Source organism: Bradyrhizobium sp. SZCCHNPS1003, assembly GCF_032381555.1.
Taxonomy (GTDB): Bacteria; Pseudomonadota; Alphaproteobacteria; order Rhizobiales; family Xanthobacteraceae; genus Bradyrhizobium.
In genome coordinates this window covers 166,468-180,931 of the sequence record NZ_JAUHIU010000008.1, presented here as the reverse complement: position 1 = coordinate 180,931, position 14,464 = coordinate 166,468, and the positions used below count along the sequence as shown (strand labels likewise).

Annotated in this window: 17 protein-coding genes; 7 read left to right on the top strand and 10 right to left on the bottom strand. The window is 64.7% G+C overall.

What is annotated here, in order from left to right; all coding sequences use genetic code 11:
- Positions 1–91: 91 nt before the first annotated feature.
- On the bottom strand, positions 92–310 hold the full coding sequence (locus tag QX126_RS15135) for a hypothetical protein (protein ID WP_315738590.1): 219 nt from the start codon (positions 308–310) through the stop codon (positions 92–94).
- Positions 311–614: 304 nt separating this feature from the next.
- On the opposite strand from QX126_RS15135, the gene ettA reads away from it, so the two are divergent.
- The 3 genes from ettA (at position 615) to QX126_RS15120 (ending at position 4,308) form a co-directional block, all read left to right on the top strand.
- Positions 615–2,264 carry an energy-dependent translational throttle protein EttA gene (gene ettA / locus QX126_RS15130; RefSeq protein ID WP_315781955.1) on the top strand — a complete coding sequence of 550 codons (1,650 nt, stop codon included), beginning with the start codon at positions 615–617 and terminating at the stop codon, positions 2,262–2,264.
- 145 nt (positions 2,265–2,409) lie between these two features.
- Positions 2,410–2,988: a TIGR00645 family protein gene (locus tag QX126_RS15125; RefSeq protein ID WP_315781953.1), complete on the top strand. Its 579-nt coding sequence runs from the start codon at positions 2,410–2,412 to the stop codon at positions 2,986–2,988.
- A gap of 132 nt (positions 2,989–3,120) precedes the next feature.
- Positions 3,121–4,308: a lytic murein transglycosylase gene (locus tag QX126_RS15120; protein ID WP_315781951.1), complete on the top strand. Its 1,188-nt coding sequence runs from the start codon at positions 3,121–3,123 to the stop codon at positions 4,306–4,308.
- 82 nt (positions 4,309–4,390) lie between these two features.
- On the opposite strand, the gene QX126_RS15115 is transcribed toward QX126_RS15120, so the two are convergent.
- On the bottom strand, positions 4,391–4,672 hold the full coding sequence (locus QX126_RS15115) for a hypothetical protein (RefSeq protein ID WP_008964967.1): 282 nt from the start codon (positions 4,670–4,672) through the stop codon (positions 4,391–4,393).
- Between the two features lie 215 nt (positions 4,673–4,887).
- A complete protein-coding gene (locus QX126_RS15110) occupies positions 4,888–5,226 on the bottom strand; it encodes a hypothetical protein (RefSeq protein WP_315738586.1) in 339 nt (112 codons plus the stop codon).
- Positions 5,227–5,407: 181 nt separating this feature from the next.
- On the opposite strand from QX126_RS15110, the gene QX126_RS15105 reads away from it, so the two are divergent.
- The 3 genes from QX126_RS15105 to bfr all read left to right on the top strand — a co-directional run bounded on the left by QX126_RS15105 (position 5,408) and on the right by bfr (position 6,744).
- Positions 5,408–5,665: a hypothetical protein gene (locus QX126_RS15105; protein WP_315781949.1), complete on the top strand. Its 258-nt coding sequence runs from the start codon at positions 5,408–5,410 to the stop codon at positions 5,663–5,665.
- Between the two features lie 188 nt (positions 5,666–5,853).
- Positions 5,854–6,138 (top strand): bacterioferritin-associated ferredoxin, encoded by a 285-nt coding sequence (locus tag QX126_RS15100; RefSeq protein WP_315738584.1) that lies wholly within the window; start codon positions 5,854–5,856, stop codon positions 6,136–6,138.
- 120 nt (positions 6,139–6,258) lie between these two features.
- Positions 6,259–6,744 carry a bacterioferritin gene (gene bfr, locus QX126_RS15095; RefSeq protein WP_315717837.1) on the top strand — a complete coding sequence of 162 codons (486 nt, stop codon included), beginning with the start codon at positions 6,259–6,261 and terminating at the stop codon, positions 6,742–6,744.
- A 109-nt stretch (positions 6,745–6,853) separates the two neighbouring features.
- Here bfr and QX126_RS15090 read toward each other — a convergent pair whose 3' ends face one another.
- The 5 genes from QX126_RS15090 to QX126_RS15070 all read right to left on the bottom strand — a co-directional run bounded on the left by QX126_RS15090 (position 6,854) and on the right by QX126_RS15070 (position 12,959).
- Positions 6,854–7,165 (bottom strand): DUF3240 family protein, encoded by a 312-nt coding sequence (locus tag QX126_RS15090; protein ID WP_315781947.1) that lies wholly within the window; start codon positions 7,163–7,165, stop codon positions 6,854–6,856.
- Positions 7,162–10,236: a CusA/CzcA family heavy metal efflux RND transporter gene (locus QX126_RS15085; RefSeq protein ID WP_315738582.1), complete on the bottom strand. Its 3,075-nt coding sequence runs from the start codon at positions 10,234–10,236 to the stop codon at positions 7,162–7,164. Before QX126_RS15085 ends, QX126_RS15090 begins: the two co-directional genes overlap by 4 nt.
- Positions 10,237–11,358 carry an efflux RND transporter periplasmic adaptor subunit gene (locus QX126_RS15080; RefSeq protein WP_315781945.1) on the bottom strand — a complete coding sequence of 374 codons (1,122 nt, stop codon included), beginning with the start codon at positions 11,356–11,358 and terminating at the stop codon, positions 10,237–10,239.
- A 164-nt stretch (positions 11,359–11,522) separates the two neighbouring features.
- Complete coding sequence (locus tag QX126_RS15075) at positions 11,523–11,876, bottom strand: hypothetical protein (protein ID WP_315781943.1); 354 nt, start codon at positions 11,874–11,876, stop codon at positions 11,523–11,525.
- Between the two features lie 21 nt (positions 11,877–11,897).
- The gene (locus tag QX126_RS15070; protein WP_315781941.1) at positions 11,898–12,959 is read right to left on the bottom strand and encodes an alpha/beta fold hydrolase; all 1,062 of its coding nucleotides are present in this window, start codon (positions 12,957–12,959) and stop codon (positions 11,898–11,900) included.
- A 96-nt stretch (positions 12,960–13,055) separates the two neighbouring features.
- Between QX126_RS15070 and QX126_RS15065 the strand changes: the two genes are divergently transcribed.
- Complete coding sequence (locus tag QX126_RS15065; protein ID WP_315782114.1) at positions 13,056–13,328, top strand: DUF2277 domain-containing protein; 273 nt, start codon at positions 13,056–13,058, stop codon at positions 13,326–13,328.
- 30 nt (positions 13,329–13,358) lie between these two features.
- Here QX126_RS15065 and QX126_RS15060 read toward each other — a convergent pair whose 3' ends face one another.
- Positions 13,359–13,889 (bottom strand): collagen-like protein, encoded by a 531-nt coding sequence (locus QX126_RS15060; RefSeq protein WP_315781940.1) that lies wholly within the window; start codon positions 13,887–13,889, stop codon positions 13,359–13,361.
- A 161-nt stretch (positions 13,890–14,050) separates the two neighbouring features.
- Positions 14,051–14,320, bottom strand: coding sequence for a helix-turn-helix domain-containing protein (locus tag QX126_RS15055; RefSeq protein ID WP_315738577.1), 270 nt, complete (start codon positions 14,318–14,320; stop codon positions 14,051–14,053).
- Between the last annotated feature and the right edge of the window lie 144 nt (positions 14,321–14,464).

Here is a 14,464-nt window from a genome sequence, read left to right as displayed (position 1 = left end):
TCATGAATGCCGTCGGGAATGGAGCCATGCTTGCGCGCAAAGGGCTGGGTGCGCAAGGCGTCGTCCCGCTGTGACGCGGAACCAGGCGATATCAGTCGAGGCGGGTCTTCAGCCGGAACGCTGCGTCATGGCCGTATTTGGCGCGCCAGGCGGGGCCGGGGCCACGCATGTAATGCAGCTCCGGTCGGTACGGGTTGAACGCTCGCGTGACGAAGTCGCGCCAGAAGCCGCGGATCTCGTCGACGATCCCGGATCGGTCGTTGCGGTGGGCCGCCGGAGCGGGCAGGGAGGCTGAGGTGAAGGCTGCCATGACGGGCTCTCGCTGTTGTCGGTCGCGGCTTTTGCCGCTTGGGCGCGCGGGTCTTGCGGGCCGAGACCGAGTGTCCCGCCGAATTAATTAAAAGATGGTTGCAATTGTTGTGATCCGCCACACACAAGGTGACGGACCCGTATTCGTCCGTGGGCGGGAGGCCCGTCCCGGCGCAGGAACGACCGTGATTCTCCCGGCATTTGTTCCGGTCAGGACCGGCTCGCCGGTTGCCCTTTGGGGACCGCGCGGTTACATCAGCGGCAACCATTTTCCGAAAATTCCGGCAGGCTTCAAGGGACACGCGATGGCGCGCCAGTTCGTCTACTTCATGCAGGGTCTGTCCAAGACCTACCCGACACGCAAGGTGCTCGATAACATCCATCTGTCGTTCTACCCGGACGCCAAGATCGGTGTGCTCGGCGTCAACGGCTCCGGTAAGTCCACCCTGCTCAAGATCATGGCCGGCATTGACAAGGACTATACCGGCGAGGCGTGGGTCGCCGAGGGCGCCCGCGTCGGCTATCTCGAGCAGGAGCCGCAGCTCGACCCGAAGCTCACGGTGCGCGAGAACGTCATGCTCGGCGTCGGCAAGCAGAAGGCGATTCTCGATCGCTACAACGAGCTGGCGATGAACTACTCCGAGGAGACCGCCGACGAGATGACCAAGCTGCAGGACGAGATCGAGGCGCAGGGCCTGTGGGATCTCGACAGCAAGGTCGACCAGGCGATGGATGCGCTGCGCTGCCCGCCCGACGATGCCGACGTCGCCAAGCTGTCCGGCGGCGAGCGTCGCCGCGTCGCGCTGTGCCGGCTTCTGCTCGACCAGCCCGAGCTGCTGCTGCTCGACGAGCCGACCAACCATCTCGACGCCGAATCGGTGTCGTGGCTCGAAGGCCATCTGCGCAACTATCCGGGCGCGATCCTGATCGTCACCCACGACCGCTACTTCCTCGACAACGTCACCAGCTGGATCCTCGAGCTCGACCGCGGCAAGGGCATCCCCTACGAGGGCAACTACTCGTCCTGGCTGCAGCAGAAGCAGAAGCGGCTGGAGCAGGAAGGCCGCGAGGACGCGGCGCATCAGCGCACTTTGGCGCGCGAGCAGGAGTGGATCGCGGCGTCGCCGAAGGCCCGCCAGGCGAAATCCAAGGCGCGCTATCAGCGCTACGAGGAGCTGCTCAAGAAGGCGAGCGAGAAGCAGACCCAGACCGCGCAGATCATCATTCCCGTGGCCGAGCGGCTCGGTAACAACGTCATCGATTTCGAGGGGCTGACCAAGAGCTTCGGCGATCGCCTGCTGATCGACAATCTCACCTTCAAGCTACCGCCCGGCGGCATCGTCGGCGTGATCGGCCCGAACGGCGTCGGCAAGACCACGCTGTTCCGCATGATCACGGGACAAGAGAAGCCGGACGCCGGCACCATCACCATCGGCGAGACCGTGCATCTCGGCTATGTCGACCAGTCGCGCGACGCGCTCGATGGCAACAAGACGGTGTGGGAAGAGATCTCCGGCGGCAACGAGCTGATCCTGCTCGGCAAGAAGGAAGTCAACTCGCGCGGTTATTGCTCGTCGTTCAACTTCAAGGGCGCCGACCAGCAGAAGAAGGTCGGCGCGCTGTCGGGTGGTGAGCGCAATCGCGTGCATCTCGCCAAGATGCTGAAGTCCGGGTCCAACGTGCTGCTGCTCGACGAGCCGACCAACGATCTCGACGTCGATACCCTGCGTGCGCTCGAAGAGGCCCTGGAAGACTTCGCCGGCTGCGCCGTCATCATCAGCCACGATCGCTGGTTCCTCGACCGTATCGCGACCCACATGCTGGCCTTCGAGGGCGACAGCCATGTCGAATGGTTCGAAGGAAACTTCCAGGACTATGAGAAGGACAAGATGCGCCGGCTCGGCCAGGACAGCGTGATTCCGCACCGGGTCAAGTACAAGAAGCTGACGCGCTGATCTCAGGACATCGCAAGGCGCGACGCTGTCTTCGTTCCGGGACAAAGCGTCGCGCCCAGGCTGCGGCCAGTTGTCGCTTCCATGTGCGACGTGATTGCGTAGATAGTCGTTCCGCAATCCCATCCAGCCGCGAGAAAATCCCATCATGTCTTCCCCCGACGCGCCCCTGTCCTCCAAGGGCGGAGCGCTGCGCCCCATTCCAATGCTGATCTTCGGCTCGCGCTGGCTGCAGCTACCGCTCTATGTCGGGCTGATCATCGCACAGGGCGTCTATGTCGTGCTGTTCCTGAAGGAGCTCTGGCACCTGTTCGCTCACGCCTTCGATTTCTCCGAGCAGCAGATCATGCTCGCGGTGCTCGGCCTGATCGACGTGGTCATGATCTCGAACCTGCTCGTGATGGTGATCGTCGGCGGCTACGAGACCTTCGTGTCGCGGTTGAATCTGCGGGGCCATCCCGACGAGCCCGAATGGCTCAGCCACGTCAATGCCAGCGTGCTGAAGATCAAGCTGGCGATGGCCATCATCGGCATCTCTTCCATTCATCTGCTCCGCACCTTCATCGAGGCCGGCGCGCTCTCGTCGGGCAAGTCGAACTACACCGAGACCGGCGTGATGTGGCAGACGATCATCCACACGGTCTTCATCCTCTCCGCGATCGGCATCGCCGTGGTCGACAAATTGTCGAATGCCGCGATCGAAGAGGCGAAGCAGGCGGGGCATTGAGCGGCAACCTCGAGTTCCGCCGCGCGGTCTGCTGACGTTCACAACGGCCGCGGGCTGTGCTAGCCGTATCGGATGGCTCGGCAGCTGCTACTCCGTTTGCGCAGGCTCGTTCTCGTCGGTCTGGTGCTCTGCATGTTTGGCGATGGCCAAGCGAGCGCGAACGACGCCGCCTTCACGGAGTTCGTCAACTCGCTCTGGCCCGAGGCCAAGGAGCAGGGCGTCTCCCGCGCGACATTCGAGGCCGAGACGCGGGGGTTGGAGCCTGACTACAAGCTTCCCGATCTGCTGCTGCCCGGCCGGCCCGCGACGGGGGCGCCGGCGCAGGCCGAGTTCGTGCAGGTGCCAGCCGACTACATCAAGGAAGCGTCGATCGCGCGGCTGGCCGCGCACGGTGAGAAGCTGATCCAGCAATATCGTTCGGCGCTCGCCGAGATCGAACGCCGCTTCGGCGTGCCGGGGCCGGTTGTGCTCGCGATCTGGGGCCGCGAAACCGATTTCGGCCGCTATGCGCTGCCCTACGATGCGCTGCGCGTGCTGGCGACGCAGGCCTATGTCGGCCGGCGCAAGGACCAGTACCGCACCGAGTTCATCATGGCGCTGAAGATGCTGAGCGACGGTGTCGTGTCGCGCGGCGATCTCAGGGCCTCATGGGGCGGGGCGGTCGGGCTCACCCAGTTCCTGCCGTCGGAGTACTACAAGCACGGCGTCGATCTCGATGGCGACGGCAAGGTCGATCTCTGGCATTCGGTGCCGGACGCGCTGGGCTCGGCGGCGCTGCAGCTTGCGAACAAGGGCTGGCAGCGCGGCGTGCGCTGGGCCTACGAGGTCAAGCCGCCTGCCAATGTCGATTGCGCGATGGGTGTGCCGGAGGTGAAGAAGCCGATCGGCGAATGGCTGCGGGCCGGCTTCGTCCCGGTGCGTGGCCAGCGGCTGAGCGCCGCCGAGCAGCGGCAGCCAGCGTCGCTGCTGCAGCCTGAGGGCATCTATGGTCCGGCTTTCCTGACGACGGCGAACTACTTCGTCATCAAGGAGTACAATTTCTCCGATCTCTACGTGCTGTTCGTCGGCCACCTCGCGGACCGCATGACGAGCCCGGCCCCGTTCGCGACGCCGTGGGCGGCGTCGAAGCAGCTTCGGAGCAAGGACGTCGAGGCGATGCAGAAGGGCCTGACGCGGCTCGGTCTCTACGGCGACAAGCTGGACGGCAAGGCCGGCATGCAGACCCGCGCCGCGCTCGGCGCATTTCAGAAGAAGGCGGGCCTGAAGGTCGACTGCTGGCCGAGCGAGTCGGTGCTGCAGGCGATCGACGCCGCGCGCTGATCGACCGAATTCAGCGGATTGGCCGGTAGCAAAAAGCCCGGCCGCAGGGCCGGGCTTGCTGCAACGCTATGCGTCGTCAGGATCAGTAGCAGACGCGAACGGGGCGCGACACCCAGCCGTAGCCGTCCCAATAGCGCTCACGGCGCCACACGCACGGCGGCGGGCCCGGCGGAGGGGCTTCGACATAGACCGGACCGCCATAGGCCGGGCGGCTGGACGCGATCGCGCCGCCGATCAGGGCGCCGCCGATCAGGCCGGCAGCCACGCCGGCACCCACGTCGCCAGCCTTGGCGGCTGGTGCCGTCACGCTCAGCGACCCGGCGATGGTCGCAACCGCAAGCACTGCGGTCAGGATCTTCTTCATGTTCCGAGATCTCCTGGAAGGCGCCCTCGCGGGCACCAGGTTGGTGATTCACGCACGATCAGGGGCCGTCAGCATCGTGAGAAAACACGACAATCCGTCAACCCTTCGTAAACTCTGTCCGACCTGATGCGACGGAAAAACGGTTTTTTCTGGCCGTGGAGGCCGCCGTTCTCGAAATTCCGGTGCAAGGTCATGGAATTAATGAAGGTGAACGATCACTCGCAAACGCGGACGCGGCGAAGCCGCCAGCCGTAGCCGTCCCAGAAGCGCTGGCGTTGCCAATAGCAGGCATAGCCGGGATCGGCGACGTAGGCAGGCCCGCCGTAATAGGAGTAGCCCGGCCCGTAGGAATATCCTGGCGAGTAGGAGTAACCCGGCCCGTAATAATAGGGATTGCTGCCCGCAGCGATGGCGCCACCGATGAGGGCGCCGCCGAGCAGGCCGGCAGCGACACCGGCGGCGACACGACCATTGCGCGCTTCAGCAGGAGCAGGGGCCAGCGCTGCGGTCGACAGCGTCGCGACGGCGGCCAGGGCCGCAAGAGTCTTCTTCATGACCTTAACCTCTCTCACTCCAAGTCGGCGGATCGCGCATCAAGCGATACGGCAGGTTCACATATCCCGCTTGAATGATCAATGAACGGGCGCGTTCCATTGGACGACCCATCTCAAGGATGCGTTCAATGCTGCAGTGCACAAAATTTGACGCCGGTTCGGAGCAGGCATGACTCCCACGATGACGATCGTCGTGGCGATTGGACTGACCTCGGCCATCTGCTACGCGCTGCTGGTTCGCGCCGACCGCGGGCCCAACCGCCGCCGCTCTTCCACCGACACCACCATCAGCGATTCCGGCAGCTCATCGCACGACGGCCAGGGGATCGGACTTGCGAGTTGGTTTTCCAATACCTCGTCAGACGTCGTGGGAAACCCGATCGATGGCGGGGATGACGGTGGCGACAGTGGTGGAGGCGACGGGGGTGGTGGCGACTGAGTTCCGGCTGCTCGATCGCCACTCGATGGTCGTCCGGCGACGACTTTGATCTGCGGCAAGCTCGCATAGTTGGAGTCGTTCTAGATTGATCTGGAAATTGGAATCGCTTCAAAAGCGCCGTTTTCCCTTTGCGCGGGTAGCTGCGGATGACTATCGATACCTGACCAAGGACGATTGGCCGGTTTCTCATGATTGTTTGTTCCTGCAACGTCATCAGCGATCACGACATCCGCAACGCGGTGAAGTCTGCGGACGAACTGCCGCGGAACCCCAAGCAGGTCTACGGTTGCCTGGGGTGCAGCGCGGAATGCGGCCGCTGTGCGCGCACGATCAAGACGATCATCGACGAGGCGCTGGGTCCCTGCGCCCGCTCCTGCCAGGTTGGCTGTCAGCACGGCCACCATCATGGGGCGGCGCCGGTGCAGGCGATCGATGACGACCTTCAGAGCCGGTTCGCGCTCGCCGCCTGCTGACAGGCGTTTGCCCTCGGTCGCGTGCTTTCCGCCCTAAAAATGCACATGAACGGGGGTCGTCTCCGCACTTCGAACCTGTTATTGAGCGCCTGCGGCCTCTAACTTTTTCGGAGCTTATCCATGCAGGGCGACCCCAAGGTCATCGAATATCTCAACAAGGGATTGCGCAGCGAGCTGACTGCCATCAACCAATATTGGCTGCACTATCGCCTGTTGAACAATTGGGGCCTTCTCGACATGGCGAAGGTCTGGCGCAAGGAATCCATCGAGGAGATGGAGCACGCCGACAAGTTCACCGACCGCATTCTCTTCCTCGACGGCTTCCCCAACATGCAGGTGCTCGATCCGCTGCGCATCGGCCAGAACGTCAAGGAGATCATCGAGTGCGATCTCGCCGCCGAGATCGGCGCGCGGACGCTGTATCAGGAAGCCGCAACCTATTGTCACGGCGTGAAGGACTACGTGTCGCGCGACCTGTTCGAGCAACTGATGAAGGACGAGGAGCATCACATCGATTTCCTCGAGACCCAGCTCGACCTGATCAACCGGATCGGTCTCGAACTCTACACGCAGAAGCACGTCGGCGGCCTCGAGAGCGAGCACTGACGTCGACGGTGAGCCGGTCGTCCGCTTTCGGTACAGGGTCGATTCAGGGCTGGTGTTTCATGCCCTGAATCGACCGCCCCTGTGACGTGAGGGGCGCCCAGAGTCGTGCTCAGTCGATAGTGCCGAAGTCCGTCACGGGCATGACCCAATAGACGAGCTTCGTCCCTGCAAATGCGTTCCTGAGCCGTTCCAGCAGGTGCTCGAGATCCTGTCCCTGCAGCACGATCCGCACGACGACCTCGTCGGCATGTCCCTTGACCCGCTCCGCCGCGCTGCGCAGCCGGACGCGGACGCCATGTCCGGACGCATCAGAGGCCGTAAAGCCGCTCACCAGATCGGTCTGCTCGCTCAGATGGTCGAGCACCTCGGCACGAAGCGCATCCGGCACGATCAGTGTCAGGCAGACGGCTTGGCTGGTCATGTCGCGTCCTTCGCAGCGGCGCCGTAGCGGCGATACAGGATCGGCAACAGGATCAGCGTCAGCAGCGTAGACGACAACAGGCCGCCGATCACGACGATCGCAAGCGGACGCTGGACCTCCGATCCAGGTCCGGATGCAAACAGCAGTGGGATCAATCCGAGCGCCGTGATGCTCGCCGTCATCAGCACCGGCCGCAGCCTGCGCTTTGCGCCTTCGACCACGATGCGCTGCTCGGAGAGCCCGTGAGCGCGCAACTGGTTGAAATGAGACACCAGCACGACGCCGTTGAGCACGGCGATTCCAAGCAGTGCGATGAAGCCGACGGAGGCCGGGACGGAGAGGTATTCGCCGGTCGAGACCAGCGCGAACACGCCGCCGATCAGCGCAAAGGGAATGTTGACGAGGACGAGCAGGGCCTGGCGCACCGAGCCGAACGTCGTGAAGAGCAGCACGAAGATCAGGCCGATCGCGACCGGCACAACGACGGACAGACGCGCGGCTGCACGCTGCTGGTTCTCGAACTGCCCGCCCCATGTCAGCCGATAGCCGGACGGCAGCGGCAGCTCGGCTGCGACCCTTTGCTGGGCCGCCTGGACGAAGCCGACCATGTCACGGCCGCGGACGTTGCTGCGAACCACGCTCATGCGGTTGCCGTCCTCACGATCGATCTTCACCGGGCCGTCGACCCTCTGGATGCGGGCGACCTGCGAGAGCGCAACATGCTGGCCTGACGCAAGCGTCAGCGGCAGCGCCGCCAGCATCGTCGGAGCCTGCCGCGTGGCCTCGCCGCCGCGGACCAGGATCGGCGTCCGGCGTCCCTCCTCGAGCGCGGTGCCGATCGTTCGGCCTTCGATCTGCGTGCGCAAGGCGGCCGAGATCGAGTCCACGGTGAGCCCAAGGCGGCCCGCCTCCATCCGGTTGACGGCGATCGTGTAGTATTGCGCGCCCTCGTTGAGCGTCGTGTAGACGTCTTGGGCGCCATCGATGTCGGACATGATCGCCGACAGCTTCGCTGCGATCTCGTTGAGCTTGGTGATGTCCGGGCCGAAGATCTTGACCGCGACGTCGCCGCGCACGCCGCTGATCATTTCCTGCACACGCATGTCGATGGGTTGCGTGAAGCTGAGCGAGACGCCGGGGAAGCCGGTCAGGACCTCGCGAAGCTTCTCGAGCAGGACATCGCGGTCGCTGGTCTGCCGTTGGTCTGCCGGCTTGAGCACCAGGAACGTGTCGGTCTGATTGGGTCCCATCGGATCGAGCCCGAGCTCGTCCGAGCCGGTGCGCGCGATGATGCCGGCGACGTCTGGCACCTTCATCAACGCCGTCTGCAGCCGGGCATTGATGGCGAGGGACTCGTCGAGATTGACGGACGGCAGCGTTTCCACGCTGACGATGACGTCGCCTTCGTCCATCGTCGGCATGAAGGTCTTGCCCAGCTGGGTGTAGCCGTATCCCGCGGCAACGAGGCTGACCAGCGCCGCGATGATCACCTTGCGCTCGTTCCCGAGCGCCCAGTCGAGTGCGGGCGCGTAGACGCGCTGCGCTGCCCGGATCAGCATTGGATCGTCATGCGACGCGGATGTGAGCACGAAGGACGTCGCGACCGGAAGCACCGTCAGCGCAAGCAGCAGCGATGCGGCCAGAGCGAAAATGATCGCCAGCGCGACCGGAATGAAGAGCTTTCCCTCCAGCCCCTGCAAGGTCAGCAGCGGAACGAACACGATGATGATGATCAGAACGCCCGAGGCGACCGGCTGCAGGACTTCGCAAACCGAGCGGTAGACGACGTGGATCAGCGGCGTGGCGCTTCCGTGATCGTGCTTGGCGAGATTGCCGACGATGTTCTCGACCACCACGACCAGCGCGTCGATCAGCATGCCGATCGCGATTGCAAGGCCCCCCAGACTCATCAGGTTAGCGGACATGCCGACCGCCCGCATCACGATCAGCGCCATCACGATCGCCAGCGGCAGGCTGAGCGCGATCACCAGCGAGGCGCGCCAATTGCCGAGGAACAGCAGCAGCAGCACGACGACGAGCACCGTGGCTTCGCCCAGCGCCCGGACCACCGTGCCGACGGCGCGGTTGACCAGCCGGCTGCGGTCGTAGAACACGTTGATGGAGACGCTGCTCGGCAGCGACGGCTTCAGTTCATCCAGCCGGGCCCGAACGTCGCGCACCAATTGTCCGGCGTTGGCGCCGCGCAGACCGAGCACGAGCCCCTCGACCGTCTCGCCCTTGCCGTCCGTCGTGACGGCGCCATAGCGGGTGAGTGCGCCGATCTTGACCCTCGCGACGTCGCTGACCCGGATCGGGATTCCGTCGCGGGTGTCGACGATGATCGCCCGGATGTCGTCGATGCCGCGGATGCTGCCTTCGATGCGGACCAGCGCGCTGTCTTCGCCCTGGTTGACCCGCCCGGCACCGTCGTTGCGGCTGTTGGCCTCGATGGCCTTGCGAAACAGCTCGGACGAGATGCCGCGCGCCGCCAGCGCGTCATTTCTCGGCACGATTTCGAAGGCGCGGACATAGCCGCCGAGCGCGTTGACGTCGGCTACTCCGGGCACCGTGCGCAGCGCTGGGCGGATGACCCAGTCGAGCAAGGTCCGGCGTTCGGCCAGCGACAGTTCGGGACTGTCGATCGTGAACATGAACATCTCGCCCAGAGGGCTCGTGATCGGGGCGAGGCCCCCGTTCACGCCCTCGGGAAAGTCGCGCGAGATGTTGGACAGCCGCTCCGACACCTGATTGCGGGCCCAGTAGATGTCGGTGCCGTCCTCGAAATCGACGGTGATGTCGGCCAGCGCGTATTTCGTGGTCGAGCGAAGGATCTTCTTGTTCGGCAACCCGAGCAGCTCCAGCTCGATCGGTACCGTGATGCGCTGCTCGACCTCTTCCGGCGTCAGGCCGGGAGCCTTCATGATGATCTTCACCTGGACCGGCGAGACGTCTGGAAAGGCATCGATCGGCAGGCTCGGCAAGACAACGGCGCCTGCGCCGATCACCAGCAGCGTGCTGAGGATGACGAAGAGCCGCTGTGACAGCGCGAATGCGACCAGCCGTTGCAGCATCTACTGCCCCAGTCGCGAGAGGATGCCGCGCAACGCCGAGATGCCGCCGATGGCGATCTCGTTCTTGTCCGTGAGGGGGCCTGCGATGACGACGTGATCCTGATCCTCCGCGAGCAGGGTGACCGCAACGAGCCGGAAGCCGCCGTCGGTCGCGACGAACACCGCGGTCTGCTCACCGCGCCGGACGAGGCCGCTATAGGGAATTTCCCACGCGCTTTCTCCTGCCGAGACAAAGCCGATGCGGGCCGCCGCCATTTGTCCGGAATGCAGTTCGCCGTTGTTGGGAATCTCGGCGCGGACGAGAATTGTCTGCGTGGCGGCATCGGTCGTCTCGGACACCAGGATGACCTGGCCCGGTGTCGCATAGCCTTCGATGTCGACCTTGGCGCCGGTCTTGATGGCGCCGATGTTGGTTGCGGGAATCGCGATCTCGGCCCATAGCGGCGACAGCCGGGCGAGCTTCACCAGCGACGCGGCCTGTTCCAGGCGCTGGCCCGGCGATACCGCGAGCTCGACCACGGACGCCGTGCGCGGGGCCGTCACGGTGAGCGTCGCGCTGATCGCCGCCTCGCTGCTGAGCCGGGCGATGGCTTCGTCGGACAGCCCGCTGATGTGCAGCATCTGCCGACGTTCGGCGACGACGATGCTGGCCTGGCGCGCTTCGGTCTGGCTCGACTCCAGCACGCGTTGCGGGATGGCCTTGCCTTCGAACAGGTCGGCATTGCGCTTCAACTGCTGAACCGCGAGAACCTCCTGGGCCAGCGCATGCAGGTAATCGCGCTGGAGCGAGACGAAGCTCGGACTCTCCAGCGTGAGCAGCGGTTGTCCGACGGTCACGCGATCGCCGCGGGCAACGGCGAGGTTGGTGATCATCCCCGCGACCGGCGCGCTGACGACCCACAGTTGAGGCGTGGGAATGACGATCTGCGCGGGATAGGGCAGCGTTTTGTCCATCCGGCTGGAGATCGGATGCGTCACGCGCACGCCGAGGTTCTGCGCCTGGCTTGGCGTGAGCTTCAGCTCATCATCGGCCGACGCGGCGCAGGGCGCCACAACGAGAGCCAGCCCGAGAGACGCCCGGGCCAGGCGGCCTGCGGACCAGTGAAACCATCGCTTGGGCATCTCGATCAAGAATCTTCAGGTTCATGCATGACACATTGTGTACACTATTTCGGCCGGTTTCCGCGACTGTTGACTTAGGTCAATCGGAGCTAGTCACGAAACCGGAGGTCACTTCCTCGTGCCGCCAATGAGTCGCATGAGTGGTAGCCGCACGCGCCGGCGCCTCATACGGCATCGGCGGGAACGAAACAGCTGATGATGATGTCGCCGCGGTGATGGACGTACCACACCACGGCCTCGCCGATCGGGTTGCCGCGGTCGCGGATGATGGCGCGTTCCGGCACCGCCATCCACCGGCCTTCGATCGGCACCCAATAGGTGCCGTCACGCACGTCATAGGTCGTGCGGTGGCCGTCGGAGACATCGCAGCATGGCACGCCGTTGGGCGCGATCACGCTCTTGAACCACGCGCGAATGTCAGGCGGGACGTTGTCGAACTGCCCGCTGTCGAAGGCGGCGGCGACGGTCGCGCAGGCGAGCGAGCCCATCGTGAGACCGGCCAGCACCATCCTGCGCATTCAACGCTCCCTTCTGCGGACCTACATGCCGCGCTGCGGCGCCGTCGCCAGCAATTCGCGCAGCGGCTCGACGTAGAACTTCGCATTTCCGGTGGTCAGGTGGCCGCGCGTCTCGGCCGAGGTCGGGATGAGCAGGAGCTTGCCGTTGGCGACGCGCTTCATGGCGTCGACCGTCACGCCGGTCTCCGGCGGGTTGCGCTCGTCGTCGGCCGAGTTGATCAGCATCACGGTCGCCTTGATCTTGTCGAGATCGGCAGACGGATTGTAGTCGTGCGACGAGTCCCACTGATAGATGAAGTCGTTGGCGTCGGTGGGAATGGGCGTGGCGAGCCGCTCCTCGACCAGCTTGTCGGCCTTGGCCGCGGTCGGTGCCGCAAGCTGATAGGCGATGGTGCCGCCGGCCGTGGCGGTGGCATAGGCCGCGACGGCATATTTCATCATGCGCGGCTGTGTGGTGTAGTTGCCGCCATTGTAGTCGGGATCGTTGCGGATCGTCTCCAGCATCAGCCGGCGCAGCATCCAGTTGCGGGCCGCCATTTCGGTCGGCTGCGAGGCCATCGGCACCGCGGCGTCCATGAAGTCCGGATAGCGCGTGGCCCACACCCAGCTATGCATGCCGCCCATCGAGTTGCCGATGACAAGCCTCAGGTGCTTGATGCCGAGGCCCTCGGTCAGCAGGCGATGCTGCGCATCGACCATGTCGGCATAGTCATAGGCGGGAAACCTGGTCTTCAGCCCGTCGGAGGGCTTCGACGATTTGCCGTGGCCGATGCTGTCGGGAATGATGATGTAGTACCTGGTCGCATCGAGCGGCTGGCCCTTGCCGAACAATTCGCCGGCGAAGGTCGGCACCAACATGCTTCCGCCTGAGCCGCCGGTGCCATGCAGCACCAGCACCGGCTGCCCGGTCGGCTCGCCGACGGTCGTATAGTGCAGCCTCAGCTCCGGCAGCGTCTCGCCGGTGTGAAACTTGAAATCCTTGACGACGAAGTCGCCCTGCTTCGGGGCGGGATAGTCGGCGGCGCGGGCCGGCGCGCAAAAAACGACGACGGCGGCAAAAACGGCGGCAAGCGGTCGAACCATGGACTCCCCCTGATCATGCGCGACTCTTCCGGCCGCGTCGGGGACATGATAGCACGGTCTGCGACTTGGTTCAGTACCGGATTGATGGGACTCATCATGTGCCGCAACATCAAGACGCTGTTCAATTTCGAGCCGCCGGCGACGGAGGCTGAAATTCAGGCCTCGGCCCTGCAATTCGTGCGCAAGCTGTCCGGCTTCAACGCGCCGTCGCAAGCCAACGACGCCGCCTTCGCCCGCGCGGTCGAGGAGGTGGCCGACGCCGCGCGGCGGCTGTTGACCTCGCTGCAGACCCAGGCCCCGCCGCGCGACCGCGAGATCGAGGCGGCCAAGGCGCGGGAGCGTTCGGCGGCCAGGTTCGGCCCGCGCTGAGGCCCATCGTGCCCTGACAGAAGGCGAAGCTCAGAACCCATCGTCGTCGTGGTCGTGGCGGTCCTGGGCTTGCTTGTCGTGCTTCTTCTTTTTCTTGCCCTTTTTCTTTTTCTTCTTCTTCTTCGGGATGTCGATGTCGTGCGGATCGTCGTCCTCGAAGGCCTCGTCCAGCGCATCGTCATGGGTCGTCGCGGCGAAGATGTCGCGCACCGCGACCAGCTCGGCCTCGCGCTCATGCGCCTCGCGATCGCGCGCGCGCTTGTAGTCGTCATAGGCCGCGAAGATCTGCTCGAGCCACGGCATCAGCTGATCGATCGTCGGCAGCGTGCCCGGCGGTCCCGGTTCACCCTGCGGACCTTGAGGCCCCTGCGGTCCCGGCTTGCCGGGCGGGCCTTGCTCGCCGCGCGGCCCTTGCGGGCCGGGCTTGCCTTGCGCACCTGCCTTGCCGTCGGAACCCGGTTTGCCGCGCTGACCATCTGGCCCGCGCCGCCCGGGCTGCCCCTGCGGGCCACGTGGACCCACGGGGCCCTGCAGGCCGCGTCCGGCCGGATTCTTTGCCACTACCGCAACTCCGCTACACACCTCTGATTCGCGGCGAAGCGTAACAGAGCCGCGATGATGGCAGCAATTGCAGCAGGGCTGCGACGCCGATTGATCAACATCAATCGGCGTCGCATCCTGATGAGTTCCACGCGATGGGATATCGCGTGGCCGCCGTTGGATCAGGCCGAATAGGCCGGCACCGCGATGCCGTCGGCCGTGTAGATGCGGATCTTGTTGCGCAAAGTGCGCACGGGCATGCCGAGCAGCCTTGCGGCGTGGGTACGGTTGCCGTTGCAGCGCGCCAGGGTCTGCACGATGAGCTCGCGCTCGATCTCGGACAACGGCGTGCCGATCAACAGCGGCAGGATCTCCGCCGCGGAGCGCGACGGTGGCATGGCAAGCGGCACGAGTGACGGACTTGCGGCTTCGGATGACAATTCTTGCGACATAACTCCTCCCGATCAACGCCCACGCCGACACTGAAACGACGCGCAAACATCGAGACCAACTAAACATCCAGCCCGTAGATCACCGTGGTCCGACAAGGTTAATGGGGCCTTAACGCGGGCGTCCTGTTGTCGCACCGGTGCCGA